Genomic DNA, 24,147 nt, shown 5'->3' with positions numbered 1-24,147 from the left:
GCATTCCACGGCGGTCGGTGTCACAAAGTTGTAAAAAAGTGCTACGGAGCCATCGCGCCCGGTAATTGAAACGTCGTTTCGAATTTGTTCTATTGAGGGGACGATTGGACGGGTGTCAGATCGCCTGTCTGGGCGAGCTTGGAACCGCGCCCCCTTGCAGGACCAGATTCAGCGAGCGGGAAATGTCGGATCGTCGCCACAACGACTTGATCCTGTTTCCGGGGAAGGCGTCCCGCGGGAGGAGAGGCGACGTGCGAATGCGGCCGATCCGCGCCGTCAGTTGGAGGGAGGAAGCCAACGTCACGTCGCGCGTTGCGCAACGAATCCGGGCCCCAGTGTGTTCGTTTTCGTAGGCGGGAAGCAGGCGCGCGGTCGGCAACCGCGCCCCGGCGAGTCGGATTGCCCAGCCCCGTTCGGCCGACGCGGCACACCGTCCAGGAGAAGGCGCCGACAGGCCGCCGCGCGCGCCAATCCGCGCCGCCAGCAACCCGCCGCCGTGCGCCGCAGCGTTACTTCCGCAGAAACCGCAGCGCGAGGCGCGCCATGCGCGGGACGAACATCGGGCGCAGCAGTCGCTTGTCGTACCCGGCCATCCGCCGGTCGTTCTCGGTCAGGCACAGCTCGATCAACTCGCGAGGGTTCAGCGTTTCGCCGATGTCGGCGGTGCTCGTCGCCGGGAAGTTCGCATCGCGCGCGACGCCGTCGGCGTCGATTCCGCGGGCGATGCCGATGCGGTCGCGGACCAGATGCACCCACACGGCCGCGACGCGCGCGAAGAACCACGGCCGGCGCCACCACGGCAAATTGCGCCAGTACCACGCGTACCAGTTCACGAAGAACAGGATGTGGCGGCCTTCCTCCTGGATCACGGGCTCGAAGGTATCGACGAGTTCGGGCGGAAAATAGCCGGAGCGCTGCGCGGAGCGGAACAGGCCGAACGCGAAGAAGCTGTCGATGCATTCGCTGAAGCCCGTCATCATCCACGACCACTCGGGATCCTTGGGCGCCGGGTAGGGCGGCTCCGGCGCAAGCCGGATGCCGTATGCCTCGACGAGCTTCGACAGCACGACCTTGTGGCGGGCTTCCTCGCCGCCGTCCATCTCGAGTGCGCGGCGCAGCAGCGGATCGTCGACCGCCGCGGCGTAGGTCGCCACGCGGATCGACGCGCGGCCCTCGGTTTGGACGGCGATGTCCCAGATCGGCAGCGACGTGAGCCGCTTCAGTTCGTCGGGCTTGAGCGGGGGCCAGTCGATGACGGCCGGTTTGTACGGGTTGTGTGTATCGAGCAGCATGTGGCAGAACATCTGCCGGTGCGCATCGGAACCGATCCTGACCGGACCCTGACGCTCGAAGGTCCAGTTGCGCATGGCGTAATCTGCCGCTACATGCTCGTCCTGCAGCGTGTCGGACATGGCTGTTGTTATGCGATTACAAGACGAAAGATTCTTGCATAGCTTCCGTCATCGCGTATTTTCGTGCGAACCCTCGCTGCGGGCGCTGCGCTCAGGCCTGCGTGTCGACCCAGAGACGTCCCCAGCGGGACGCATATGCGAGCGCGTGTTCCTCTTCGAAGAAGAAATCGATCGCGTCGAACGACACGGCGCGCGGCGACGGGCCGCCGCTTGCCTTCTCGATCGTCAGGTTCGCGGCGAACAGCCCATTCGGCAGCCGGGCGGCGGCGGGGGCGACTTCGTAACCCTTGTAGCGGATCGTGCGGTTCATGGCGTACGCAGGGAGGATTCGGGCTTTCAGCGTACGAAAACGCGCCGCCCGCGTGAACCAATCTTTCGGCCAATGCAAATCACGTGGCGGGCCGAATCATTATCGGGGCGGGGAGCCGGTACGGAGCAGGGGCGTCGGCGCGGTGCGGCCGGCGCTTCGGACGCGCATCGCCCGCGCGCGGCGAACGTCGTCGGCCGGGCGCGGGCGGCGGGAAGACTGCGGTCAGTGGTTGGCGATCTTCAGCACGGGGGCGAGCACGTCGACCGATGCGGCATGCGAGGCCGCGCGATGCGACGCGAACGCGAGCGCGAATTCCGCTGCTTGCGCGCCGACGGTCTCGAGCTGTGCGATGACCTTCGGATCCGAGCAGCTGTCGGCGCTGTCGAAACGCGTTTCGAGCGTGTTCACGGTGGCGCCGAACGGCGTCGGCCAGCCGCGCAGCGCGTGGACGATCGAACGCAGCGACGTCAGCACGGTGCCGGCGGCCTGCCAGCCGTAGGCGGTGACGATCAGGCCCACGGCGCGGCCGTCGAGATACGGGCGCTCGTCGGCGCGCAGTTCCTCGAGCGTGTCGAGCGCATTCTTGACGAGGCCGGACACGCCGCCGTGATAGCCGGGCGTCGCGATGACGATCGCATCGGCTTCGCGCACGGTGTCGATCAGTTCTCGCTGCGCGTCGGTCAGCGTCTTGTGTTCGGGGGCGTAGTGCGGCAGCGTATGCAGGAACGGGCCATCGAACAGGCGCGTGCGTGCGCCGGCGGCTTGTGCGCCGCGCAGTGCGAACGACAGCGCGCGCTCGGTCGACGACGCGGCGCGGGTGGTGCCGCCGATGCCGACCACGAACGGGCGGCGGTGTTGATCGAATGCAGTCAAGGGGCGCTCCTTGGGATGGCTTGCCCGGCTAAGCACAGGCTTAAAACCAGATGGTAACGACCCCGCCGCCACTCTGAAAACGACTTTTCGTTCTATCGATATGCCGTGCACGCGGGGCGAGCGTGCGCGCGGCGACGCAGATGGATAGCAGAAATGCTTGGTTGGGCAGGCGTGCGGCCCTCGCTAAGATGGGCTCGTCTCCTCCATGATGTCTCTACTGACATGGGTTGGCCCCGCCGCGCGGATGCTGGCGGGGCTTTTTTTCGTCCGCCGCCGGAAAGGGGGCGCGATGCGCGGCGGTTACTCGAACACCGGCCGGAAGAAGCTGCGCTCGTAGCTGACGATGCAGCGCGTTTCCTCCGCGTAGCGGAACGCGGCCTGGCAGGCCGGATCGTCCATCGAGCGTTCGCGATAGCGCTCGTACTCGGCGAGGCTCGGGAACGAGAACATCGCGAGCGCGATGTTGTTGGCGCCTTCGGATGGCAGGAAGTAGCCGTGATGCGTGCCGCCGAATTGCTCGACGAGCGGGATCCACATCTTGCCGTAGGTTTCGAACTGCTCGAGCTTGTACGGATCGATGACGTAGCGAAGGAAGCAGGTGACCATGAGCGTGCTCGGTACGGTGGGGGAGCAGCGAGTCTGGATGGAGTCGTCGCACGTGTCAACGACGCACGCGACGTTGCTTGCGCGAACAACGATCGGCGTCCGTTCATGCGTTCTCGAAGCGCCACGCGAAAGCCGCCGCACGTATCGTCGCAATCGTCTCGCCCGCGCGCATTTCCCCAAACTTTTACGACATTTTTTCTTGTGACGGCGGCCGGCGCGCTCATAGACTTCGGGCATCCCAACCACGGAGTATTGCAATGTCGATACCCTGGAACGCGATCGCCGAACGGTCCGCTGGCGCGCTGCCTTCCGTGTGCGCCGATCGGGTAATCGTCCGGCGTTTCGATCCGGCAGTAGACAGCTATGCGCAACTCACGCCGATGCTGCATCGCGCATTCGCGCGGCTCGGCGCGATGGGGCTGAACTGCACGTGCGTCGACCAGGACGAAGACGTCACGCGCCGCCGCGCGCAAGCGGGCGAGTGCTACGTCGCCGTGTGCGGCGGACGTGTGGTCGGTACGGCCACGCTGTATGCGACCGATCCGTCGTCGGCCTGTTCGCTGTACCGGTGCGAAGGCGTCGCGAGCGTGCGGCAGGTGGCCGTCGATCCCGACTGCCAGAGCCGCGGGATCGGCGCGTTGCTGCTGTCGTTCGCCGAGCAGTGGGCCGCGTTGCGCGGCTATACGCTGCTCGCGCTCGATACGCCGCATCCTGCTTCGCACCTGCTGGCGTTCTACGGCGCGCAGGGTTTCGAGGTCGTCGACACGATGCGCTTCGCCGGCAAGCGCTACGACAGCGCGATCCTCTGCAAGCGGCCCGTCGCGCGCTTCGCGCGCCGCATGTTGCCGGCGTCGAGGCTGGCTGCGCGCGCGGCGGCCGTGCGGCGTCTCGCGTATGCGTTGCCGTCGCGCGTGGCCGCGCTGGCCCGGCGCGACCCGCACGTGCGCCGTGTCACCGGATGGGCGGCACGGCGTGCGGCCGGCGCCGCGAGCTGCCGCTCGTCGCCGTGGCGGCCGCGCCAGCATGGGCGCTTCGTGGGCCGATAACGGCGAGCCTGATCGCGTGGCGCGCATGCCAGTACCGAGAGAGGCCCGGCCGACGAATTCTCGCGACGATCGTACGCGATCGCGCGTTGCGATTGTCGATAAAACCAGGCACGCGCGGTAAACGGCGCATCAAGAAGGAGACGAATGCGTGTCGAGGTTACTCGTCGCGGCCGCCTTTCGCGAGGCGCCATGCGATCGTACCGAGCACGCCGACCGCGACGACCAGCGCGCCCCACAACACGTAACGGCGCGTCGCATCCGTATCGGCGGCGCGCTCAGGCTCGACCGCCGGGGCCGGCAACGCCGCGCCGACGCGCGCGGGCCGCACTTCCGGCGCCATCCCGACCAGCAGCGCATCGCGGCTCACGGCCGACGACGGCAGCGATGCGTTGCCGACGCCGAGCGTGAACGGCGGCGTGCCGCGCGCGACGAAGGTCAGCGCGGCCGGATGCCAGCCGACCGCGACGGCCGGTTGACCGCTGCCGAGGCCGCCGTTGCGCATGTCGACGACGATCCGCCACGCGCGATCCGGATTCGGCGCGAACGCCAGCGGCGGGTTGCGCTGTTCGGCGCCTTTGCCCTGCAGCCGGAACAGCACGGCGCCGGCGACGTCGCGCCACGGCGCCTGCGCGTCCGCGCGACTCTGCAAGGTTGCGCGCGCAACCGTATTCGGCTGCGGCAGGTCGATGCGCACGCGGTCGACTGGATACGCGCCGTCGGTGTCGAACAGATACTCGCCGGGCGCGCCGCCGGCGCGCACGTGCACGGCGTCGCGCCATTGGCGCGGCACGGCCGCGGCGTCCGCCGTGCGCGCATCGTGCGGTTGCGTTTCGATCTCGATCGACCCGATCGCGGGCGCACCGTCGAGCCAGTCGAGCCGCAGGTAGCGCGACCCCGTGCCTTCGAGCGCGATGCGTTCCTGCACCAGCATGTCGTCGCCGCGCCCGACCTTCAGCAGTTGCGTGCTGCCGAGCGAGCGCCAGCTGCGCAGGTCGTCGCTCGCTTCGACGCCGACGCGCCCCTGATAGCTGTCGTCGCTCACGTGCACGAGCACCGCGTCGACCTCGCCGTCGGCATGCGACAGGTCGACGAGATCCGCCGCGTGCTTCGCGCGAGGCGGTGTGGTAACGGCCGCGCGCAGCGAGCCGTCCGGCCCGACCGACACGCCGAGCGGCACGCTGCCGTCGTCGGTGCGGGAAGGCGGCAGCGGGAACCAGTGCACCGGCGCGCGCGACGGCGGCACGGCCGCCGCCGCGGGCGCATCGAGCGAATACGGCACGGGCTCGCCGGCGCCGTTGAAGATGCGCACGTCGCCGAGATCGTCGCGCCGGCTCGCCGCGTACACGGCTTGCGGCACGGTGAGCTGGTAATACGCGGCGCTGCCGTCGAGATCGAGCGAGAAGCGTCGGGCGACGCGTTCGGCGCCCGGCGTGCCGTCAGCCGCCGCGAACGACGTCAGCAGGCTCAGGCCGAGCAGGGCTGCGAGTCGCTTCATCGTGCGTCGTCCGGTTGGAGCGCGGCCTTCGGCGGCAGCGGCGAGAAATAGCCGATCAACAGCAGCAGCACGCCGATGCCGATGAACGACACGATGCGCTCGATGCCGGTCACGTGCGACAGGTCGAACAGGAACAGCTTGATCACCGTGAGCGCGAGCAGCGCGGCGCCGACGAACCACAGCGGACGCAGCCCGCGGCGCGTGGCCCAGATCGTGATCGCGAGCGCGCAGAGCGTCCAGTACACCGACACCGAAGCCTGCACGAGCGTCGATTCGGCCATCGCGCCGAATTCGTACGGCACGCCGGCCCAGTGATGCAAGGTGCGCAGCAGGATCGCGTTCAGCCACAGGAATGCGGTCGCGCCCGCTCCGCTCAGCAGTTCGACGCGATAGTTGTCGAACGACCAGCCGAGCTTGCGCGCGCGCACGAACCACGACGCGGCGAGCGCATAGACCACCACGAGCACGAGATCGAGCGGATTGAGCAGCGGGATGCGCGCCCAGCTTCCGCCGTCCTGCGTGAAGTTCGCATAGAAGGTCCAGATCCACATCACGACGATCAGCGGCAGCGACGCGAGCGCGCATACGCGCGCGATGCCGTCACGGCGCGTGAGCCACATGCCGGCGAACGCGAACAGGCTCCAGCCGACCATGAACACCTGCTGGATGCCGAACGACGACAGCACGGTATCGATGTCGTAAGCCAGGTGGAAACGGTGATGCAGCGTGCGCAGCAGCAGCGCGTTGAACCACAGGAACACGGTCGCGAGCGCCGCGAGGTCGGCCGCAAGCGGATGCCACGTGATGCCGAGCGCCTTCAGGCGGCGCAGCCAGGTCGCGAACGCGACGAAGATCAGCAGTTGCGCGACGTCGAGCGGATTGAGCAGCGGCAGCCAGAAGAGCGGCGACGCGTCGCCGTCGCTCGTCACGCTGGCGATGCTCCACAATCCCAGCAGCGCGGCGAGCGGTGCGGCACCCCATACCTGATACGCACGCGGGAACGCGGCAACCGGCCAGCGCAGCCGCGAGCCGGGGCCCGCCACCAGCAGGAGCAGCGCGCCGAAGCCGTAGGCCCACGCGCTCCAGCTCCACGCGCCTTCGGGCACGAACGCGCGCAGGCGCCAGAAGCCTTCGAGCGAGAACAGCCCGCACAACGTCCAGAACATCAGCGTGTGCAGCGGTGCGAGCACGGGGGCGGGGATGGCTGCCACGGCCGATCTGTCCGTCTCCGCTGCTGCGCCCGCGGCCGTCGTGCCGCGCGACTGTCGCAGCAGCAGCGCATAGCACGCGACGACGGCGATCGGCCACGCAAACGCGCCCATGCCCGACAGCGGCGCTTCGTGCGAATCGAACGCGCGCCACGCGAGCAGCGCGAGCACCGGCGTCAGCGCGAGCGCCGGCCATTCTGCGATCGGCCACGCGAGCTTGCGGCGCGCGACGTGTGCCAGCCACGCGGTGCCGGCCGCGAACAGCGCGGTCGCGTCGACGACGAAGCGGTCCGCATGCAGATCGACGTGACGGCTCGCGTAGACGAGGATCTCATGCAGCCCGCCGCCGACCCACCACAGCAGCCCCCACGCGGCGGCCGCGGCGCCGACCTCCGGCATCCACGCGTGCCACGCGCGCGCTTCGTCGCGTCCGTGCAGCCACCAGCCGGTGAACAGGCCGGCAAGCGCGATCAGCAGCATCGCGATGGTCGGGCCGTTGAGCACCGGCAGCGCGGTGGTGTCGGCCGGCCCGAGGAGGCTCGTGAAGAATGCGCCGGCCGCGGCCACCTGCATCAGCAGCCCGAAGCCGAACCGCAGCAGGCGTTTCTCGCGCACGCCGAGCCAGACGACGGCCGCGCCTTCGATCGCCCATGCGGCGCTGGTCGTCGGGCCCGAGAACGCGAGCGGCACCGCGAGCGTCGCGAAGATCACCGCGAGCGCGAGCGTGGATTCGAACAGCAGCGCGAGGCGCTCGCGGCGCCGCGTGAGCCACGCGGCCAGCGCGACGTAGAACGCCGACAGCGCGACGGCGCTCCACGCGAGCGCGAACGGGATGTCCTTCACGAGCGCCGCCTGCAGCGCGGTCGCGACGATCGGCGTGCCGAACACGAGCGTGCCGTCCACATAGTGCCGCAACGCCAGCTCGCGTTTCACCGCATACAGCAGCGCGATGCCGACATACATCAGGAAGAACAGGATCAGGAACGGCTCGGTGCTCGCGAACAGCGCGGGGCGGTAGGCCGTCACGCCCCACGCCGAGCCGATCGTGAACGTGAACACGAAGCCGAGCAGGTTCAGCGGACGCCAGGCCTTGAACCACGCGATCGCGAAGATGCCTGCATTCAGTAATGCGTAGTAGCTGAACAGCGCGACATGGTTGCCCTGGCCGGTCGACAGCAGCACCGGCGCGAGAAAGCCGCCCGCGCTGCCCATGAACGCGAGCGGCAACGCGTTCTGCTTCACCGCGAGGAACGCGCTCAGCGCGCACACCGCGACCATCAGCGGGAACGCGGCGCCGACCGGCAGCAGCGCGTAGAGCTTGGTCGCGGCGAAGATCGTCAGGTACAGGATGCCGATGCCGCCGCCCTGGAGCACGAGGCCATACGCGGCGCGGCGTGCACGCACGCGCCAGCCGATCGCGAGCAGCGCGGCCGCGGCGAGCGCCGTGCCGGCGAGACGGAATTCGATCGGCAGCATGCTGTTGTCGGCCGCGTACTTGAGCAGGAACGCGACGCCGAAGAACAGCACGATGATCCCGACGCGCACGACCGTGTTGCCGCCGAGCAGCCAGTCGCGCGCGGCGCGGAATGCGCGGTCGGCGATGCCGGGTTCGCGTGGCGGGGGCGGGGCGGGCGGGATCGGGCGGGCTGCGGCTGCGGGTGCATTCGTCGGTGTGCCGGCGGCGGCCGGCGCGTCGCTCGTCCGCGCGGCGACTGCCGGTGCGGGAATCGGCGCGGGAGTCGGTATGGACGTCGACGCTGGCGTGCCGGCGCTCGCGACGGCGGGCCGCACGGAGGGCCGCGGCGGAAGCGGGGCCGGCGGCGGGACGGTGGCCGGCGTGGCCGACGGGGCCTGCGTGGCGCTGCCGGTCGCGGCAGCACCGGCTTTCGCACCGGCCAGCTGGCCGCGCAGCGACGCAACTTCGCGCGTCAGCGTCTCGACCGTCGCTTCGAGGCGCGCGACGCGGTCGGCGAGTAGAACGGGTGGGGATTGCGGGGTTGCGGGCGGTGCGGACATCGCGAACGCGCCGGGTGGCGTGTCATCGCCGTTGCGCGTGCGTTGCCGCAGCGCGTGGCCGATGCAGAACCCGGCCACCGCACCCAGCAGCGAGCCGTTGGCGACCGAGAAATCCCCGAATAATGCGGCGATACCGCCCGCGATGAAGCCGATTGCGGCAAAGGCCCAATTCATCGCCTTGCTCCCTCTCTCATTTCGTTATCGTCCTTCGATCATCGCGCGGCCTGATCGAGGCTGTTTCGGTATGGCCGGCAGGCGAACCGGCACGCGCGCGCCATCGGCGTACCATCGGTAAAAGGCCCGCGGCAACGTCGCGATCAGCGTGTTTGCGGGGAATGTATCACAGCGCTCGTCGCGGATTTTCAGGGTTGGCGCGGTATCACGGCGTGCGCCGTTCGGTGTCGCCGCGCGGCCTTTTGCACGGTCATGCTTTTTCGGGTGAAAGCAGTGTTTTCTTTCGTCTGAGCAGAGCGGCCCCGGAACGGACGTGAAATTGTCGTAAAACGACGCGCCCCTCGACGCGAATTGGCGCAAAACGCCATGCGATGCACGCCGCGCTGCTGCGCACAAGTCCGACACCCGATGCCCGCCAGTGTTGGCTGTGCGCGTATTGCGTTGCCGCAAACAGGTGCCGCCGCGCGCTGCGGCCCGCCGGGCGGGGCTGGAGGCCGTGTCGTATTTGCGCAAGCGTTTGTCGTAATTCGTCGGCAGGTCGGGGTTTTTTCTGGCAACTATGTAGGCACGCTATGCGACGCGTTAGTCCCCGCTACACGAGGAGAAGGTTTCAATGGATGCCCCCAAGGTCGTGGTCGAAGGTCTGTGCAAGGTATTTGGAAGTAACCCGCAGCAGGCGCTCGACATGCTCGCCGCCGGTGCAACGAAAGACGATGTGCTCAAGCGTACCGGTCAGGTCGTCGGCGTGCACAACGTATCGTTCGACGTGCAGGAAGGCGAAATATTCGTGCTGATGGGCCTGTCCGGCTCCGGCAAATCCACGTTGATCCGCCTCGTGAACCGGCTGGTCGATCCCAGCGCCGGCAAGGTGCTGATCGACGGGCTCGACGTTGCGTCGGCACGCCGCTCGGAATTGACCGCGCTGCGCCGCAAGGACATGAGCATGGTGTTCCAGTCGTTCGCGCTGATGCCGCATCGCACCGTGGTGTCGAACGCCGCGTTCGGCCTCGAGGTCGGCGGCGTCGGCAAGAAGGAGCGCGAACGCCGGGCCATGGACGTGCTCGAGCAGGTCGGTCTCGCACCGTTCGCGCACAAGCTGCCGTCCGAGCTGTCGGGCGGGATGCAGCAGCGCGTCGGCCTGGCCCGCGCGCTCGCCGTGAACCCGTCGCTGATGATCATGGACGAGGCGTTCTCCGCGCTCGATCCGCTCAAGCGCCGCGAAATGCAGGACGTGCTGCTGCAACTGCAGAAGGAACAGCGCCGCACGATCATGTTCGTGTCGCACGATCTGGAAGAGGCGCTGCGCATCGGCAACCGCATCGCGATCATGGAAGGCGGCCGGCTCGTGCAGGTCGGCACGCCGCAGGACATCATCGCGAACCCGGCCGACGATTACGTGCGCGCGTTCTTCGACGGCATCGACACCAGCCGCTACCTCACTGCCGGCGACCTGATGCAGACGGGCGCCGTGCCGACCATGTCGAAGTTCGATGCGGCGAACGTCGCGGCGACGCTGAACGGCAGCGCCGAATACGCGTTCGTGCTCGACGCCGCACGCAAGATCCGCGGCTTCGTCACGCGCGATGCGCTCGGTCAGGACACGCCGTCCGTGCGGCCGATCGAAAGCATTCGGCGCGACGCGACGCTCGATCATGTCGTCGCGCGCGTGGTCGCAAGCCCGAATGCACTGCCCGTCGTCGACGACGACGGCTGTTACTGCGGTTCGGTCGACCGCGCACTCATCCTGAAAGCCATCACGCGTTCGCGAGGTTCCCATGTCTGAAATGATTCCGCTCGGTACCTGGGTCGACCGGTCCGTTCACTACCTGCTCGACCATGATGCGGCAACGTTCGATGCGATCGGCCGCGCGATCGAGGGCCTCGCCGCGTTCGTCGAGCACGGACTTCAGGCGATCCCGATGTGGCTGATGATGGCGATCTTCATCGGCGTCGGACTGTGGCGCGTGGGCTGGCGCTTCGCGCTGTTCACCACCTTGTCGCTGCTGCTGATCTTCGCGACGGGCTTCTGGGATCAGACGGTCATCACGCTCGGTCTCACGCTGTCGTCGACGATCATCAGCCTCGTGCTCGGCATTCCGCTCGGCATCTGGGCCGCGAAGAGCAAGCTGGTCGCCGCGATCGTGCGTCCGATCCTCGACCTGATGCAGACGATGCCCGCATTCGTCTACCTGATTCCGGCCGCGATGCTGTTCGGTCTCGGCCGCGTGCCGGGGATCCTGTCGACGGTGATCTTCGCGATGCCGCCGGCCGTGCGCCTGACGAGCCTCGGCATCCGTCACGTGAACCGCGAGATCGTCGAAGCCGGCCAGGCGTTCGGCTGCACGCCGTGGCAGCTGCTGTACAAGGTGCAGTTCCCGAACGCGCTGCCGTCGATCATGCAGGGCGTGAACCAGACGATCATGATGGCGCTGTCGATGGTCATCATCGCATCGATGGTCGGCGCGGGCGGCCTCGGCAACGACGTGCTCGCGAGTATCCAGCGCCTCGACATCGGCCTCGGTTTCGAAAGCGGTCTGTCGGTCGTGCTGCTCGCGATCATTCTCGACCGCATCACCGAAAGCTTCGGCCGCGCGCCGGGCACCGTGAAAGCACCGCTGTTCTCGGGCCTGAAGCAGGTGTTCCGCGCGAAGGGCGCGCCCGCTCAAGCCTGAGCCACCGGCGGCCGGTGCGTCTTCCGGCCGCCTTCTCCGATTCGACTCCGGTTTTCCGCGGCGTGCGCCGCGGAACTGGCGTCCTGCAACCTGCTCAACCGTTCGCCAGGAGCCCGATGTGACGTCCGCCGCTGCCGCCGTGCCCGCCGCTTGCGTTTCACCGGTTTCGTCCCTCGCCCATTTCGGCTTTCTTACACTGCCGAATTTCTCGATGATCGCGTTCTCGAGCGCGGTCGAAGTGCTTCGGATGGCGAACTACGTCGGGCGCGCCGACCATTACCAGTGGTCGATCTATTCGCTCGACGGCGCCCCCGTGCATGCCAGCAACGGCATCGCGGTGCGGCCGACCCAGGCGCTCGACTACACGAACCTGCCCGACGTGATGATCGTGTGCGGCGGGATTCGCATCCGCGACGTGGTCGACGACGGCGCGCGCGACACGCTCGCGGCGCTCGCCGAACGCGGGCTGCCGCTCGGCGGCATCTGCACCGGCGCGTATGCATTGATGTCCGGCGGGCTGCTCGACGGCTATCGCTGCACCGTGCACTGGGAGAACCTGTCCGCGCTGCATGCGGAATTTCCGCAGGTGGGGTTCGCCGACGAGCTGTTCGTCGTCGATCGCGACCGGCTCACCTGCACCGGCGGCACCGCGCCGCTCGACCTGATGCTGAACCTCGTCGGCATGCGCTTCGGCCAGCAGCTCGCCGCGCAGGTGTCCGAACAGTTCATCCTCGAGCGCATCCGCAGCTCGACCGACACGCAGCCGATTCCGGTCGATGCGCGCGTCGGGTTCTCGCGCGCGGAGCTGATCGAGGTCGTGCGCCTGATGGAGGCGAACATCGAGGAGCCGCTGTCGCTCGAGGAACTCGCGCGGCTCGTGCGGCTGTCGCAGCGGCACTTGCAGCGCATGTTCAAGGTGTACCTGAACGTATCGCCGACCCACTATTACCTGACGCTGCGGCTCAAGCGCGCGCGCGACCTGCTGCGCACGACGGACGCGTCGATCGCGCGCGTGACGACGACGTGCGGATTCCATTCGCCGTGTCACTTCAGCAAGGCGTATCGCGCGCAGTTCGGTCACGCGCCGAGTTACGAACGGCGGCTGCCGGGGCGCTGACGCGGCCCGCGCGAGCCGTTCGGTCCGCGACGCCGCCGGGATCGCGGCGCGCGGCTTCAACCATCGATCCCGCAACCATGAAAAACGACGTCACTTTGAGGAGAAGACAGATGAAGCGCCTATTGATCGCAACGGTATGCGGGATCGGGATCGCCGCGCCGATGTCGGCGGTGTATGCGGCCGACCCGCCCGTGTGCAAGAACGTGCGCTTCGCGGACGTCGGCTGGTCCGACATCGCGGCCACCACCGGCCTCGCGTCGACGATGCTGCAGGGGCTCGGCTACGCGCCGACCAAGACGATCGCGTCGGTGCCGATCACGTTCGCCGGCATCAAGAGCAAGCAGATCGACGTGTTCCTCGGCTACTGGTCGCCGACGATGGACCCGATCATCCAGCCGTTCACGAAGGCCGGCACGATCAAGGTGCTCGCCACGCCGAACCTGACCGGTGCGAAATACACGCTCGCGGTGCCTGACTACGTGTACCAGGGCGGCCTGAAGTCGTTCGCCGACATCCAGAAGTACGCGGACAAGCTCAACGGCAAGATCTACGGGATCGAGCCGGGCAACGACGGCAATGCGTTGATCAAGAAGATGATCGACACGAATCAGTTTGGCCTCGGCAAGTTCAAGCTGGTCGAGTCGAGCGAAGCCGGGATGCTGATCGAGGTGAATCGCGCGGCCCGCGACAAACAGTGGATCGTGTTTCTTGGATGGGAACCGCATCCGATGAACGTGCAGATGAAGATCGATTACCTGACCGGCGGCGACGACGTGTTCGGCCCGAACTACGGCGAGGCGAAGGTGCTGACGGCCACGCCGCCCGACTACGCGCAGCGCTGCCCGAACGTCGCGAAGTTCGTGTCGAACCTGCAGTTCACGACGGCGATCGAGAACCACGTGATGGTGCCGATCATGAACAAGGAAGACCCGAACAAGGCCGCCGCCGCGTGGCTGAAGGCGAACCCGCAATCGCTCGAGAAATGGCTGGCCGGCGTGACGACGCTCGACGGCAAGCCGGGGCTGCCGGCGGTGAAGGCTTATCTCGGCGTGCATTGAGCGAGGCCGCTGTTCTTTTTGGGTTTCCGCGTAAGGCTTGACGGTAGTCATATGCCCCTGAACGACAGAGTTGTTATCTGGCTTCAGGGGCATTTTTGTATGCTTGTCTGGCGATCTTGATCGATCGATTAAGAAGTTCGATGATAGAAATATAAGAAAAATTAGGTCTGCGAATTTCGAACTCGTATGATTGAAAACCTCTTCGCAATCGCGCATCTTCGTATTGGTCAACCACACCAATATTGCGAAGGAGAGTCAGGATGTCGCCCAAGAAGAAGGTGCCGACGCATTTTCATTCCGTTGTCAGCTCGTGTGCCGAGTGCGCCAGACACGGGGATACTCCCAATAGAGAACGGATGGTGGTGAGGCTTGCCGTCGCAGGCCGCCAGTCGGGTGATTGCGCATGATCCGCTATTTCCTTGCACAAGGTGATCGAGGCGGCAGCGCGACGATTATGGAAGGGCTGCCGACCGTTACCTGTTCCAATCCGCCGCCGCGCGTGCATATCGCGACGCTCGATATGAAAACCTACTGCACCGCTTGCGGGCAGAAGGGTTTTATTGCCCCGCAAGGGCCGCGTAGGCCAGGAACCGGACCAAACGGCAAACCGTGGGCGTTGAGCGGTGACATCAACGTCTGTGGTTGCAATCCGCCGCCGGTGTTCTATGCCGAGCGCGGCATGAGGATGTTGTTTACGGCCGACGAAGCAGCAGCATTCACTGGGCAGATCCGCAATCAGACCGAGTCTGCATCGACGGCCAGCGACGAGCATGACGAGCAGTATGTCTTGTGCGATGAGCGGAGCGGCCGCCCGCTTGCCTACGTTCGGTACCGCATATGCACAATGTCAGGCCAGGTTTTCAGTGGCGTCACTGATGTCGACGGAAACACTCGGCGAATAACGACGCGTGGGGCCGAGAAACTCAGGCTCGAGGTCGTGGAGGACAGTAGCGATGCCCCGTGACGAATACGTATGCGTCCACGATTCAGCCGTGACGAATACCGTGCGCAACTCCAAGCTCAAAGTTTTCCTTACGCTCAACGGGCCGCCAATCTGTCCGGGCATGACCGACGCGGAGTTCAGAAAGCTGGTGATGGAGCTTCGCGACGAGGGGGCCGATCTGGTAAAGGAGCGGCTCAAACGACTGGCCGAATGGGCGCCTGAGGAACGGAGACGTGTCTGGACGTGGTTTGGCGCCAATGATCATGAGGTCCGTCATCGTCTCGTCACTGGACTGACGTCGACCCTTGCTGTCATGCGGGCACTCGGTCCCGGGAATTTCCTGAGGGCTCGTCCCGATCTGGACAGATCACTTGGATGCTTGCCTACCAATAAGCATGTCGGCACTGTTGCGCACGTATGCGGCCCCGACACTGAAACGCATACAATAAGCATTCACGAGGAATTTTGTACGATTCGGGATCGAAGTCGGGCGGCTACCTCGAAGTTGTCAACCATTATCCACGAATGCACTCATTTCAAGGATACGTTCGGGGCGGGCGATCCAAAGTATGGAATCACGCGATTTCTTCCCGAGTGGGGGCAAAATAACCCTGAGGTGGCAATTAAAAATGCGGACAGTATTTCGGCATACGTTATCTGGCTTGATTAGCGGCGTGGTCTTGTTGTGTCTGGCTGAAAATTCGTATGCTTGCGATGGGTCGGAGAATTTGCCGGGGCAAAATTTTGATCTGATGTTTGACCGGGATTCTGCCACGGTGAGCGAAGAGCAAGCGAGGAAGCTGAAAGGTTGGGTGTCGACAATGCTGTCGCAGTTTCCGGTTCGCGAGGGCGTAGCCGTGAGCGGGGTAGCCGAGCCTGTCGAAATCGATCCGGAAGAGCTGTCTGCGAGGCGTGCCGAGTCCGCTCGCCGGTTGTTGGTGCATTTCGGGATGAAGCAGGAGCGCTATGCTGTTCATGCTTATGTTTATAAGCGCCTGAGTATTCATGACCATGAAAATGCAAAGCGCGCTGAAATAACATTGCTGCCCGGCTGTCCCGACAATTGTTGCACGAACAAATGATGCACATTGCGGCGCAGGGGCGTGGTGTGTCCCGGCCGCGAAGCTTGCCTCGAGCGCGCGTCGTTCTCCGTTCGTTACCCGAACCGCACGCAATACACCGGCGGCAAATGCGCGGAAACCTGCCGCCAGTTCTCGCCGCCGTCACCGGAAGTCCATAACCCGCCCGTCGTCGACGCCATCGCGAGACGCGTGCCGGTGTCATCCACCGCGAGCCCGTGCCGATACACGAGGTCGTAGGCCGGTGCGGGCGGCAATCCGTTCGACAGGCTCTCGAAACTGCGGCCGCCGTCGCGCGTGCGCGTGACGACGAACCGGCCGTTCACCGGAATCCGGCACGCATCCTTCACGGCCGGGACAAACCACGCGGTGTCGGCATCCGTCGGATGCACGGCGACCGCGAAGCCGAAGCTCGACGGCTGCGCTTCGATGCGCTGCCAGTGCGCGGCGCCGTCGGTCGAGCGGAAGATCGCGCAATGATGCTGGGTCCACAGCACATCGGGATTGGCCGCGCACTGCACGACGCGATGCGGGTCCTGCACGTTGGGCTCGCCGCGCCGCTCCGGCGGCATGTAATCGGCTTCCATCCCGTCGGCGCTCACGCGCCAGGTCGCGCCGCCGTCGAACGTCTGCCACACGCCGCCGCACGAGATGCCGATCGTCACGTGCCGGCTGTCGCGCGGATCGACCATCACCGAATGGATGCCCGGCGCGTCGTAGCCGCCGCCGAACCATTCGGGGCGCTCCGGGCGGTCCCACAATGCGCGGTTGAGCTCCCACGAATCGCCGCCGTCGCCGGAGCGGAACAGTCCGCCCGGTATCGTGCCGGCCCACAGTACGCCCGGCTCGTCGGCGCCGCCGGCTTCGAGCGACCAGATCTGCTGAAGCGTCCACGGCGGCCGGGGCGGGGCGGGCGCTTCGTCGCCCGCGTCGGCGTCGGCGTCGGCGTCGCCGGCATGTGTGCCGACGTTGGCGCGTAGCGCGTCGGCCGGCTGCGGCGGATACACCGGAACCGCGCATTCTTCCCAGTCGGCCGCGCCCGAGCGGCGGCGATGCAGTTTGACACCGAAATGGCCGAGGTTGAGCGCCGCATACAGCGTGCCGTCGCGCGGATCGGCCAGCGCCATGCTGACCGGTTCGCCGATGAAGTGCGGCTCGCCGAGCGACCAGCCGCCGTTGCCGTCGGCGTGCAGCACGAACAGGCCCTTGCGGGTCGCGACGAGCAGTCGATCGTTCATGTCGGGTGTCTCCTGTGCGCGATCGGGCGCTTGCTTCGATGAGATGCGTCCCTTTATCCGCCGGACAACGCCTGCACGACATAGACGCGGCTCGCGTCGCCGAGCGCGTCCGACAGGTGTTGCCGGTCGCGCACCGGCTGGCCGTCGATGAATACCGACAGATGCTTTCTTAGCGCACCCTGGTCGTCGACGATGTAGCCGCGCAGCCGCGGCTGTTCGCCGAAGACGGTTTCAAGCGCTTCGCCGAGCGTCCGGGCGTCGACGTCGCGCTCGGGTGTATCGATATGCCGCTGGATCGACGCCGCGAAGAAGAGGTGGGCCATGGCAGGGGCTGGCAGGAGCCGCGCAGGGGGACGGTCTGTAGTTTAGGCGATCGATCGGCTCGGCAGCGACATCGCCGTGCGGTCGGCGGCTCAGGCAGCCGTTGCTGCGCCGCGGCAATGGCACGTGCCCGCGCTTGCCCGGTTACGCGTACTTGTCGCCGACCGTGCTTCGAATCGGATGCGTGTCATAGACGATGATCATGCGCTTGATGCGCGCGTCCTCGTCGAATTCGAATACGTCGACGCACTCGAATTGCACCGCGGAGCCGTCTTTCAGTCCCCAGTCGTAGGTGAAATAGCCGGTGGCCCGACGTGCGCCCGTCGCGCTGACGCAGATGTCGATCGGCGTGATCCGGCTTTGTCCGGATGCCGCCGCGACTTTTTCGAAGAAGGGCTGCGGCGCCATCCAGCCGAGAAACGGCGAAAATATCCGCGCGTCCGGTGTGAACAATGCACAGATCGCGGCGACGTCGCCGCGCTCCAGTGTCTTCAGGTAGGTATCGACCTGTCGCGTGTAAAGTGCGTCGGACGACGAAACCATGATATTTCTCCGCTGATTGTTGACGAGCCGTCCGCGACAGCCGTCGCGCCGGTGCAACCACGATAGCGATGCCGCGATGACCGAACAAACGAAAAATCCGCAACCCGGGCATGCCGCCCGCGCATACCCGCTCGCGGATCTGACGCGCGCGCTGCCGCCGCTGACGGCGTTCCAGGCGTTTGTCGCCGCCGCCGAACTGGGCAGCTTCAACCGGGCCGCCGAGCATCTGTGCCGGACCCAGGGAGCGGTGAGCCGTCAGGTGCAGCAACTGGAAGCGCACTACCGGTGTGCGTTGTTCGTCCGTCATCCGTCGGGATTGACGTTGACCACGGAAGGCGACGCGTTGCTGACGGTGGCCGTCGACGTCCTCGCGCAACTGGCGCGACACGCTCACGCCCATGCGCATGCCGCGTCGACGCTGACGTTGCGGCTGCCTTCCACGTTTGCGATCCGCTGGCTGCTGCCGCGGCTGTCCGCGCTCAATCACGCATTGCCGCGGACCGAATTGCGCATCCACACGTCGGCGGACGACACACCGGATTTCACCGACGCCGATTTCGATGCGATCGTCGTGCGCGGCACCGGCAGCTGGGCGGGCATGGTGGCGGTCCCGCTATTCGACGAATACCTCACTCCGATGTGTACGCGCGAGGTGGGCGCGTCGTTGCAGTCGGCAGCCGATCTCGCGCAGGCCACGCTGCTGCATCCCGCGCGCAATCGCGATGAATGGCGATGCTGGCTCGACGCCGTGGGCGCCACGCAGATCGACCCGCGCACGGGGCTCATATTCGATACGCTCGAACTGACACTGACGGCCGCGGCCCAGGCGCACGGCGTCGCGATCGGCGATCCGCGCATGGCAGCGGATCGGCTGGCAGCCGGCACGCTGGTCGCGCCGTTTTCAGAGGTGGTGCGCAACGGTCTGGGCTACTACCTTGTCTACCCGGTGCAACGCGCCGCGCAACCGGCGATTCAGGCGCTCACGGAAGTCATGACGCGTCTTGCGCGCGACGATTGATCGCAATGCGCGTGCGCCGGTGCTTTGCTAGACCGGAATCGACCTCCCGCGTATCCGGATCCCGATCCGCACGATGCCGATCACCGCATTCGACAGCCACGTCAGCAAGCGCGGCATGCCGCGCCGGCGGATATCGAGCAGCAGCACGATCCGGACTTCGTCGCTGTCGTTCCACACCTCATGCACGAACGTGTCGTCCCATAGCAGGAAGCGGCCTTCGTCGAGCCGGTATTCGCGGCCGTCGACCTTCAGCACGGCGGCCGGCGTGCCGTCCGCGCGCTTCGGCATCGACAGCACCAGATAGCCGCGCAGGATGCCGCGGAACGGCCCGCGGTGCGGTGGGATGTGCTTGCCCGGCGAGAGGAACGACAGCGACGCGGACAGCACGTCGGGCGACGCCGCGATGATCGATTCGACGGTCGGGCAGCGCGACAGGTTGCGCGGGAACGGCTGGCCGTACGCCTGCATGATGAACATCCGCCAGTCGCGCGCATCGTTGGCCGAGATGTCGTGCTGCTCGCGCATGATCTCGTGAAAGCGCGGAATGCGCGGCAGGTCGCGCGCGACGTCGAGCGCTTCCGCGCGGATGGCCGGCCACGCACGGATGAAGCGCTCGGCATCGGGGAACGCGGCCGTGTCGAGCACCGCGCCACTATCGATATGGCGGTCGTACAGCGTGCGAAGCAGGCCGGCTGCGTAGTCGTAGGCAACGGACATGATCGAGGACCGATCCACAAGGTGTCGTCAGTCTGCCCCACGCGCGGTGGGGCCGCATTACGTCGGGTTACGCCGGCTGACGAAAGAATGACAGTTCGGTGAACGTCCGTAACGGGCGCCCAGGAATTCCGGGAATAAACGCGCACCGGCCGTCGTCATACGGGATGTAGCACGTCGTCTCGTTGACTTTCGAAGGAGTGGAGCATGAACACGCATTGGCTGGTGGCCGCCACGGTGGCGGCGATTTCCGTCGCGAGTGTCGCGACGCCCGCGTCGGCCCAGGAACTGACGCGCGCGCAGGTCAGGCAGGAACTGATCGACGCCGAAAACAACGGGTTGCGCTTCGTGACCGACACGTCGTATCCCGCGGTGAGCCCGCTGTTCCAGCAGCAGGCCGAACAGATGCCGCAACATCAGACGGAGACCGCGATCGGCAGCGATCCGGCGGCGGCTTCCGATGCGGGAAGGCCGGCGACGCTGCCGTCCCGTCCGCGCCCGGCCGCGTGCGTGGGGCCCGAGAGCTTCTGCACGCCGTATTTCGGCAGCTGACCTGAAAGCCCGCTGCGCCGGGTTCGACATTCACCACGCTTGATCCGCACGAAACATTGAAGGAGTTCATGATGAAAACTTGTATCGCACTACTGATGATGATCGGCGCGATTTCCGGTCAGTCCGCATTCGCGCAATCGAATGCGCCGCTCACGCGCGCACAGGTTCGCGACGAGCTGATTCGTCTGGAAGCGGCGGGTTACGACCCGTCGAAGGGCGATGACGGCGAATATCCCGCGGACATTCAGGCCGCGCAGGCGAAGCTCGTCGAGCAGGATCGCGCGAGGATGGCGGCCGCGGCCGCCGCGGATGCGCCGGCCTCGGTCATGCCGGCGCAGCTCGACAACTAGGTGTCGACATGTACGTGTGCATATTCAGGCCGTCGTGTTCGCGTCACGGCAATACGCATGCCGTTCGCGGCACGCGACCTGATCGAACCGCACGCACGGCCATGCCGTCGATTGCGCGCCGCTTCGCGCGGCGCCGCGATCATCTGGTCACGCGATTCCGCTGGGCGCGCGGGTCGATCGCGGAATGAGCAGGGACGCGAGTGACGAGATCACCAGGGCATCATCCGCTGCATGACCTGGTCGCGCAGGACGAAACGATGCGCGATCGCGGCTGCGACGTGAAGGCACACACCACCGAACAGCACCCACGCGAGGATCCCGTGCACGTCGCCCATCGCGTGCCCGAATCCCGACCCGGCTGCCGACAGTGCTGGCAACGGAACGATGCCGAACAGCGTCACGGCCCACGCGCGCGATGACGCATTGATCCAGCCGAGCAACGGCACCACGATCAGCAGCGCATAGAGCGCGATATGCGTTGCGCCGGACAACGCACGCATCGTGGGCGACAGTGCGTCGGCGGGTGGACGATGCGTCGCGCGCCAGAGCACGCGACAAGCCATCGCGGCGAGCAGCGCGGTGCCCACGATCAGGTGCGCGGCGATCAGCCCGACCGGATGTGTGTCGCGATGCACGTCGGGCATCGTCCAGCCGATCGCGTACTGCGCGACGAGAAGCGCGACGATGAGCCAGTGAAGAGCGCGGGCGACTGCGTCATATCGGGCGGGCGTGGGCATGAAGGCTCCTGGCAAGGGGGGACTGTATCTTCCGGCGGATTCTACGGACGAATGCTTAATGAAACTTTAAGTGTGCGGCCGCACATCGATTGTGTCCGGTCGATCGAGCGATGGCGCGCCCCTTTGCCGATCGCCGCGGGCGCCCAGGTTGTACCCAAGGCATTTTTCACCACGATGACGTTTGATGAATGGGGCGTCGTCGCGACTGCGATCCTGTCGGATCGTAAGGTTGCCGGCACGATAGTCGTGTCATCTGATTGCGCGTACCGTCTGTTGGTCATCCTTCACATCCGGCTCGATCGCAATCGACCCGGCTGCGTGCGTGGATGAAACCGTGCGCGCGGGGCCGATACCGGCATTGCGGTCGCACGGAAAACCTCGGGAGAGAGGCATGGAGTGGCTGCAGGTGGTGCACGCGCTGGCCCGGGCGATGTCGCTCGTTTGCGGGTTGGGCGTGCTGCTGGGCATTGCCTATACGATCGCGGCCAGCGTGCTGGTCGGCCGGTTCTTTTCCCGCGCGGCGGCGATGCCGCGCGATTTTCCGGGTGTCACCGTCGCGAAGCCGTTGCACGGCGACGAATGGCATCTAGGTCAGCATCTCGAAAGCTTCTTCGTCCAGGATTATCCGGGACCGGTTCAGCACCTGTTCGGCGTGCATGACGCAGGCGACGCCGCGCTTAAAGCCGTCGAGGCGCTGCGTGCGCGCTATCCGGATGCCAACATCACGGTCGTCGCCGATGCACGGCTGTACGGCCCCAACCGGAAGGTCGCCAATCTCGCGAACATGCTCGAACACGCGGAGCATTCGGTGCTGTGCCTTGCCGACAGCGACGTGGTGGTCGAGCGCGATTATTTGCGCGCCGTCGTCGGCGCGCTACAGGAGCCGGAGGTCGGCATCGTGACGAGCGTGTATCGCGGCGTCGCGTCGCCGGGTTTCTGGCCCGGTGTTGCCGTCGCGATGACGAACTACCATTTCCTGCCGGGCGTGATCACCGGGCTCTTCATCGGTTGCGCGCGTCCGTGCTTCGGCCAGACGATCGCGATCACGCGCGCGACGCTCGAACGCATCGGCGGCCTCACGCGTTTCGCGCATCACCTCGCCGAGGATCACGCGCTGGGCGAAGCGGTGCGGCAGATCGGGGCGCGAGTCGTGGTTCCGCCGTTCGTCGTCGGGCATGCGTGTGTCGACGACACGTTCGCCAACCTGTACGCGCACGAATTGCGCTGGAGTTGCACGATCCGGGCGGCGGACCGGGGCGGTCATGCCGGTTCGGTGCTGATGCATCCGGTGCCGCTCGCACTGCTGGCGCTGCTGTTGTCTGGCGGCACGGCGGCCGCCTGCGCGCTGACGGTGGCCGCGCTTGCCGCACGGGCGCTGCTGATGGTGAGAACGGCGCGCGCGATCGGCGCGAGCCTGCGCGGCGCGCGCTGGTTGCCGTTCGTCGATCTGGTGCAGTTCCTGATCTTCGTGTCGAGCTTCTTCTCGTCGCATGTCATCTGGCGCGGCACGCGCTTTCGCGTCGACCGTGAGGGTTTGCTGTCGCCGGCGGGGAAACCATGACGCACGACACGCAATCCGACGATGAAGGCGCGGGCCGGCTGTCTACCTATCGCGACGGGCGGCTCCGGCATGCGGGACGCATCGCCGCACTCGCCGGGCTGGCCATCGCCGTATGGCTGATCTGGCGCGAGCATCCATTGACGGTCCTGCACCGGCTGCAGGCCGCCGGCGCCGGGTTGCTGCTCGCCGCGCTGGTTCACGTGCTGCCGATGCTCGCGAATGCATGGGATTGGCGGATGCTGATCCGCGGCCGGCGCCGGCCGTCCTTCTGGGCGATGCTGAAGCTCGTCTGGATTCGCGAATCGATCAACGGGCTGCTGCCGGTCGCGCGGATCGGCGGTGAACTCGTGTCGTTCAGCTTGCTGCGGCGGGCCGGCGTGCGGCCGGCGACCATCGTGGCGAGCCTCGTCGCCGACATGCAGTTGACGCTGATCAGCCAGCTGGTGTTCGCGCTGGTCGCGATCGGCTACGTGCTCGACCGCGGCTCGTCCGATGCCGCGCGGGTGGCCGCGCAGCTCGCCATCGGGATGGCGGCGATGGTGCCGGTGCTGCTGCTGTTCGCACTGGTGCAGCATGCGCGGCCGTTCGAGCGGGCGATGCGCGCGCTCAACCGCATCACGAGCGGGAAGGTGGTGGCGCTGGTCGGCGAATCGGCGCGCACCGATCAGTCGATCCGGATGATCTGGCGCAAGACCGGCATCGTCGTGCGCTATCTCGCGATCTGGCAGACGCTGCAGTTCGCCGGGCATGCGCTCGAACTCTGGGTCGCGCTGCGCTTCCTCGGCGCCGATCCGACGTTCGCGCAGGCGCTCGCGATCGAGGCGCTGATCCAGCTGCTGAGCAGCATCGCGTTCATGATGCCGGGCGGGCTGGGCGTGCAGGAGGGCGGGTTCGTGCTGATCGGCGGACTGCTCGGTTTCGACGCGCCGACCTGTCTGGCGCTGGCCGGCGCGCGGCGCGTGCGCGATCTGCTGTTCTATCTGCCGGGCTTGCTGGCGTGGCAGCACGCGGCCGGCGCGGCGCGCCCGCCGGGCGGGGCGAAGCGCGCATCGATGCGCGCCGGGGAATCCGCCAGGCCGCGCTGATGCGGCCCGACGGGGCCTG

Annotated in this window: 25 protein-coding genes and 1 pseudogene; 14 read left to right on the top strand and 12 right to left on the bottom strand. The window is 66.6% G+C overall.

The window, feature by feature from the left end:
- Positions 1–509 precede the first annotated feature (509 nt).
- The 4 genes from ACP26O_RS20545 to ACP26O_RS20530 form a co-directional block, all read right to left on the bottom strand.
- Positions 510–1,412, bottom strand: a complete 903-nt coding sequence (locus ACP26O_RS20545) for a ferritin-like domain-containing protein (protein ID WP_175666600.1) — start codon at positions 1,410–1,412, stop codon at positions 510–512.
- A 91-nt stretch (positions 1,413–1,503) separates the two neighbouring features.
- Complete coding sequence (locus ACP26O_RS20540; RefSeq protein ID WP_006749916.1) at positions 1,504–1,722, bottom strand: hypothetical protein; 219 nt, start codon at positions 1,720–1,722, stop codon at positions 1,504–1,506.
- A 222-nt stretch (positions 1,723–1,944) separates the two neighbouring features.
- Positions 1,945–2,595 (bottom strand): NADPH-dependent FMN reductase, encoded by a 651-nt coding sequence (locus tag ACP26O_RS20535; RefSeq protein ID WP_175666601.1) that lies wholly within the window; start codon positions 2,593–2,595, stop codon positions 1,945–1,947.
- 300 nt (positions 2,596–2,895) lie between these two features.
- Positions 2,896–3,201 (bottom strand): NIPSNAP family protein, encoded by a 306-nt coding sequence (locus ACP26O_RS20530; RefSeq protein ID WP_105833164.1) that lies wholly within the window; start codon positions 3,199–3,201, stop codon positions 2,896–2,898.
- Positions 3,202–3,458: 257 nt separating this feature from the next.
- Between ACP26O_RS20530 and ACP26O_RS20525 the strand changes: the two genes are divergently transcribed.
- Positions 3,459–4,247 (top strand): GNAT family N-acetyltransferase, encoded by a 789-nt coding sequence (locus ACP26O_RS20525; RefSeq protein WP_175666602.1) that lies wholly within the window; start codon positions 3,459–3,461, stop codon positions 4,245–4,247.
- A gap of 157 nt (positions 4,248–4,404) precedes the next feature.
- On the opposite strand, the gene ACP26O_RS20520 is transcribed toward ACP26O_RS20525, so the two are convergent.
- From ACP26O_RS20520 to ACP26O_RS20510, 3 genes are read right to left on the bottom strand one after another with little or no spacing between them, the layout of a single operon-like run.
- Positions 4,405–5,742 carry a DUF3999 domain-containing protein gene (locus tag ACP26O_RS20520; RefSeq protein ID WP_175666603.1) on the bottom strand — a complete coding sequence of 446 codons (1,338 nt, stop codon included), beginning with the start codon at positions 5,740–5,742 and terminating at the stop codon, positions 4,405–4,407.
- Complete coding sequence (locus tag ACP26O_RS20515; RefSeq protein ID WP_175666604.1) at positions 5,739–9,140, bottom strand: DUF2339 domain-containing protein; 3,402 nt, start codon at positions 9,138–9,140, stop codon at positions 5,739–5,741. The genes ACP26O_RS20520 and ACP26O_RS20515 overlap by 4 nt, the downstream gene beginning before the upstream one ends.
- Before the next feature lie 24 nt (positions 9,141–9,164).
- Positions 9,165–9,653 carry a hypothetical protein gene (locus ACP26O_RS20510; RefSeq protein WP_175666605.1) on the bottom strand — a complete coding sequence of 163 codons (489 nt, stop codon included), beginning with the start codon at positions 9,651–9,653 and terminating at the stop codon, positions 9,165–9,167.
- Between ACP26O_RS20510 and ACP26O_RS20505 the strand changes: the two are divergent.
- The 7 genes and pseudogenes from ACP26O_RS20505 to ACP26O_RS20475 all read left to right on the top strand — a co-directional run.
- Positions 9,632–10,923, top strand: a pseudogene (locus ACP26O_RS20505) (quaternary amine ABC transporter ATP-binding protein); the annotation flags it as partial. The gene ACP26O_RS20510 and the pseudogene ACP26O_RS20505 overlap by 22 nt on opposite strands.
- Entirely contained in the window at positions 10,916–11,812 is an 897-nt protein-coding gene (gene choW / locus ACP26O_RS20500; RefSeq protein ID WP_006749909.1) for a choline ABC transporter permease subunit, read from the top strand. The pseudogene ACP26O_RS20505 and the gene choW, both read left to right, overlap by 8 nt.
- A 118-nt stretch (positions 11,813–11,930) precedes the next feature.
- Positions 11,931–12,929 carry a GlxA family transcriptional regulator gene (locus tag ACP26O_RS20495; RefSeq protein WP_006749908.1) on the top strand — a complete coding sequence of 333 codons (999 nt, stop codon included), beginning with the start codon at positions 11,931–11,933 and terminating at the stop codon, positions 12,927–12,929.
- Positions 12,930–13,039: 110 nt separating this feature from the next.
- Positions 13,040–13,987, top strand: a complete 948-nt coding sequence (locus ACP26O_RS20490; protein ID WP_006757406.1) for a choline ABC transporter substrate-binding protein — start codon at positions 13,040–13,042, stop codon at positions 13,985–13,987.
- Positions 13,988–14,390: 403 nt separating this feature from the next.
- Positions 14,391–14,951 (top strand): hypothetical protein, encoded by a 561-nt coding sequence (locus tag ACP26O_RS20485; RefSeq protein WP_175666607.1) that lies wholly within the window; start codon positions 14,391–14,393, stop codon positions 14,949–14,951.
- A 28-nt stretch (positions 14,952–14,979) separates the two neighbouring features.
- Positions 14,980–15,600 (top strand): M35 family metallo-endopeptidase, encoded by a 621-nt coding sequence (locus tag ACP26O_RS20480; RefSeq protein ID WP_244103708.1) that lies wholly within the window; start codon positions 14,980–14,982, stop codon positions 15,598–15,600.
- On the top strand, positions 15,593–16,012 hold the full coding sequence (locus tag ACP26O_RS20475) for an OmpA family protein (RefSeq protein ID WP_175666609.1): 420 nt from the start codon (positions 15,593–15,595) through the stop codon (positions 16,010–16,012). Before ACP26O_RS20480 ends, ACP26O_RS20475 begins: the two co-directional genes overlap by 8 nt.
- A gap of 74 nt (positions 16,013–16,086) precedes the next feature.
- On the opposite strand, the gene ACP26O_RS20470 is transcribed toward ACP26O_RS20475, so the two are convergent.
- The 3 genes from ACP26O_RS20470 to ACP26O_RS20460 all read right to left on the bottom strand — a co-directional run bounded on the left by ACP26O_RS20470 (position 16,087) and on the right by ACP26O_RS20460 (position 18,111).
- Positions 16,087–17,247 (bottom strand): WD40/YVTN/BNR-like repeat-containing protein, encoded by a 1,161-nt coding sequence (locus ACP26O_RS20470; protein ID WP_175666610.1) that lies wholly within the window; start codon positions 17,245–17,247, stop codon positions 16,087–16,089.
- Positions 17,248–17,300: 53 nt separating this feature from the next.
- Positions 17,301–17,570 carry a MoaD/ThiS family protein gene (locus ACP26O_RS20465; RefSeq protein WP_011659529.1) on the bottom strand — a complete coding sequence of 90 codons (270 nt, stop codon included), beginning with the start codon at positions 17,568–17,570 and terminating at the stop codon, positions 17,301–17,303.
- Positions 17,571–17,712: 142 nt separating this feature from the next.
- On the bottom strand, positions 17,713–18,111 hold the full coding sequence (locus ACP26O_RS20460) for a nuclear transport factor 2 family protein (protein ID WP_175666611.1): 399 nt from the start codon (positions 18,109–18,111) through the stop codon (positions 17,713–17,715).
- Positions 18,112–18,187: 76 nt separating this feature from the next.
- Between ACP26O_RS20460 and ACP26O_RS20455 the strand changes: the two genes are divergently transcribed.
- Positions 18,188–19,129, top strand: coding sequence for a LysR substrate-binding domain-containing protein (locus tag ACP26O_RS20455; RefSeq protein ID WP_175666612.1), 942 nt, complete (start codon positions 18,188–18,190; stop codon positions 19,127–19,129).
- 27 nt (positions 19,130–19,156) lie between these two features.
- Here the strand turns inward: ACP26O_RS20455 and ACP26O_RS20450 are convergent, their stop codons facing one another.
- Positions 19,157–19,846: an aspartyl/asparaginyl beta-hydroxylase domain-containing protein gene (locus tag ACP26O_RS20450; RefSeq protein WP_126225999.1), complete on the bottom strand. Its 690-nt coding sequence runs from the start codon at positions 19,844–19,846 to the stop codon at positions 19,157–19,159.
- Positions 19,847–20,050: 204 nt separating this feature from the next.
- Here ACP26O_RS20450 and ACP26O_RS20445 point away from each other — a divergent pair, with 204 nt between their 5' ends.
- Both ACP26O_RS20445 and ACP26O_RS20440 read left to right on the top strand, forming a co-directional pair.
- Complete coding sequence (locus tag ACP26O_RS20445) at positions 20,051–20,395, top strand: DUF4148 domain-containing protein (RefSeq protein WP_175666613.1); 345 nt, start codon at positions 20,051–20,053, stop codon at positions 20,393–20,395.
- 71 nt (positions 20,396–20,466) lie between these two features.
- Complete coding sequence (locus ACP26O_RS20440; RefSeq protein ID WP_175654273.1) at positions 20,467–20,745, top strand: DUF4148 domain-containing protein; 279 nt, start codon at positions 20,467–20,469, stop codon at positions 20,743–20,745.
- A 209-nt stretch (positions 20,746–20,954) separates the two neighbouring features.
- Here the strand turns inward: ACP26O_RS20440 and ACP26O_RS20435 are convergent, their stop codons facing one another.
- The gene (locus ACP26O_RS20435) at positions 20,955–21,482 is read right to left on the bottom strand and encodes a cytochrome b (protein WP_175666614.1); all 528 of its coding nucleotides are present in this window, start codon (positions 21,480–21,482) and stop codon (positions 20,955–20,957) included.
- 51 nt (positions 21,483–21,533) lie between these two features.
- Here ACP26O_RS20435 and ACP26O_RS20430 point away from each other — a divergent pair, with 51 nt between their 5' ends.
- The 3 genes from ACP26O_RS20430 (at position 21,534) to ACP26O_RS20420 (ending at position 24,128) form a co-directional block, all read left to right on the top strand.
- A complete protein-coding gene (locus ACP26O_RS20430; protein ID WP_175666615.1) occupies positions 21,534–21,812 on the top strand; it encodes a hypothetical protein in 279 nt (92 codons plus the stop codon).
- Positions 21,813–21,873: 61 nt separating this feature from the next.
- A complete protein-coding gene (gene hpnI, locus ACP26O_RS20425) occupies positions 21,874–23,043 on the top strand; it encodes a bacteriohopanetetrol glucosamine biosynthesis glycosyltransferase HpnI (protein WP_175666616.1) in 1,170 nt (389 codons plus the stop codon).
- Positions 23,040–24,128 carry a lysylphosphatidylglycerol synthase domain-containing protein gene (locus ACP26O_RS20420; protein WP_175666617.1) on the top strand — a complete coding sequence of 363 codons (1,089 nt, stop codon included), beginning with the start codon at positions 23,040–23,042 and terminating at the stop codon, positions 24,126–24,128. The genes hpnI and ACP26O_RS20420 overlap by 4 nt, the downstream gene beginning before the upstream one ends.
- The last annotated feature ends 19 nt before the right edge of the window (positions 24,129–24,147 follow it).

This window comes from Burkholderia sp. R-40, assembly GCF_049942845.1.
GTDB classification, from domain to species: Bacteria; Pseudomonadota; Gammaproteobacteria; order Burkholderiales; family Burkholderiaceae; genus Burkholderia; species Burkholderia ambifaria.
Note: the sequence above shows the minus strand (reverse complement) of the source record. Positions and strands in the feature narration are given on the sequence as shown.

Excerpts from the sequence above, each read along its gene's own strand:
- ACP26O_RS20545 (WP_175666600.1), bottom strand. The coding sequence starts at position 1,412 with ATGTCCGACACGCTGCAGGACGAGCATGTAGCGGCAGATTACGCCATG.
- ACP26O_RS20540 (WP_006749916.1), bottom strand. The coding sequence starts at position 1,722 with ATGAACCGCACGATCCGCTACAAGGGTTACGAAGTCGCCCCCGCCGCC.
- ACP26O_RS20530 (WP_105833164.1), bottom strand. The coding sequence starts at position 3,201 with ATGGTCACCTGCTTCCTTCGCTACGTCATCGATCCGTACAAGCTCGAG.
- ACP26O_RS20525 (WP_175666602.1), top strand. The coding sequence starts at position 3,459 with ATGTCGATACCCTGGAACGCGATCGCCGAACGGTCCGCTGGCGCGCTG.
- ACP26O_RS20520 (WP_175666603.1), bottom strand. The coding sequence starts at position 5,742 with ATGAAGCGACTCGCAGCCCTGCTCGGCCTGAGCCTGCTGACGTCGTTC.
- ACP26O_RS20515 (WP_175666604.1), bottom strand. The coding sequence starts at position 9,140 with ATGAATTGGGCCTTTGCCGCAATCGGCTTCATCGCGGGCGGTATCGCC.
- choW (WP_006749909.1), top strand. The coding sequence starts at position 10,916 with ATGTCTGAAATGATTCCGCTCGGTACCTGGGTCGACCGGTCCGTTCAC.
- ACP26O_RS20490 (WP_006757406.1), top strand. The coding sequence starts at position 13,040 with ATGAAGCGCCTATTGATCGCAACGGTATGCGGGATCGGGATCGCCGCG.
- ACP26O_RS20485 (WP_175666607.1), top strand. The coding sequence starts at position 14,391 with ATGATCCGCTATTTCCTTGCACAAGGTGATCGAGGCGGCAGCGCGACG.
- ACP26O_RS20470 (WP_175666610.1), bottom strand. The coding sequence starts at position 17,247 with ATGAACGATCGACTGCTCGTCGCGACCCGCAAGGGCCTGTTCGTGCTG.
- ACP26O_RS20465 (WP_011659529.1), bottom strand. The coding sequence starts at position 17,570 with ATGGCCCACCTCTTCTTCGCGGCGTCGATCCAGCGGCATATCGATACA.
- ACP26O_RS20460 (WP_175666611.1), bottom strand. The coding sequence starts at position 18,111 with ATGGTTTCGTCGTCCGACGCACTTTACACGCGACAGGTCGATACCTAC.
- ACP26O_RS20455 (WP_175666612.1), top strand. The coding sequence starts at position 18,188 with ATGACCGAACAAACGAAAAATCCGCAACCCGGGCATGCCGCCCGCGCA.
- ACP26O_RS20450 (WP_126225999.1), bottom strand. The coding sequence starts at position 19,846 with ATGTCCGTTGCCTACGACTACGCAGCCGGCCTGCTTCGCACGCTGTAC.
- ACP26O_RS20445 (WP_175666613.1), top strand. The coding sequence starts at position 20,051 with ATGAACACGCATTGGCTGGTGGCCGCCACGGTGGCGGCGATTTCCGTC.
- ACP26O_RS20440 (WP_175654273.1), top strand. The coding sequence starts at position 20,467 with ATGAAAACTTGTATCGCACTACTGATGATGATCGGCGCGATTTCCGGT.
- ACP26O_RS20435 (WP_175666614.1), bottom strand. The coding sequence starts at position 21,482 with ATGCCCACGCCCGCCCGATATGACGCAGTCGCCCGCGCTCTTCACTGG.
- ACP26O_RS20430 (WP_175666615.1), top strand. The coding sequence starts at position 21,534 with ATGCTTAATGAAACTTTAAGTGTGCGGCCGCACATCGATTGTGTCCGG.
- hpnI (WP_175666616.1), top strand. The coding sequence starts at position 21,874 with ATGGAGTGGCTGCAGGTGGTGCACGCGCTGGCCCGGGCGATGTCGCTC.
- ACP26O_RS20420 (WP_175666617.1), top strand. The coding sequence starts at position 23,040 with ATGACGCACGACACGCAATCCGACGATGAAGGCGCGGGCCGGCTGTCT.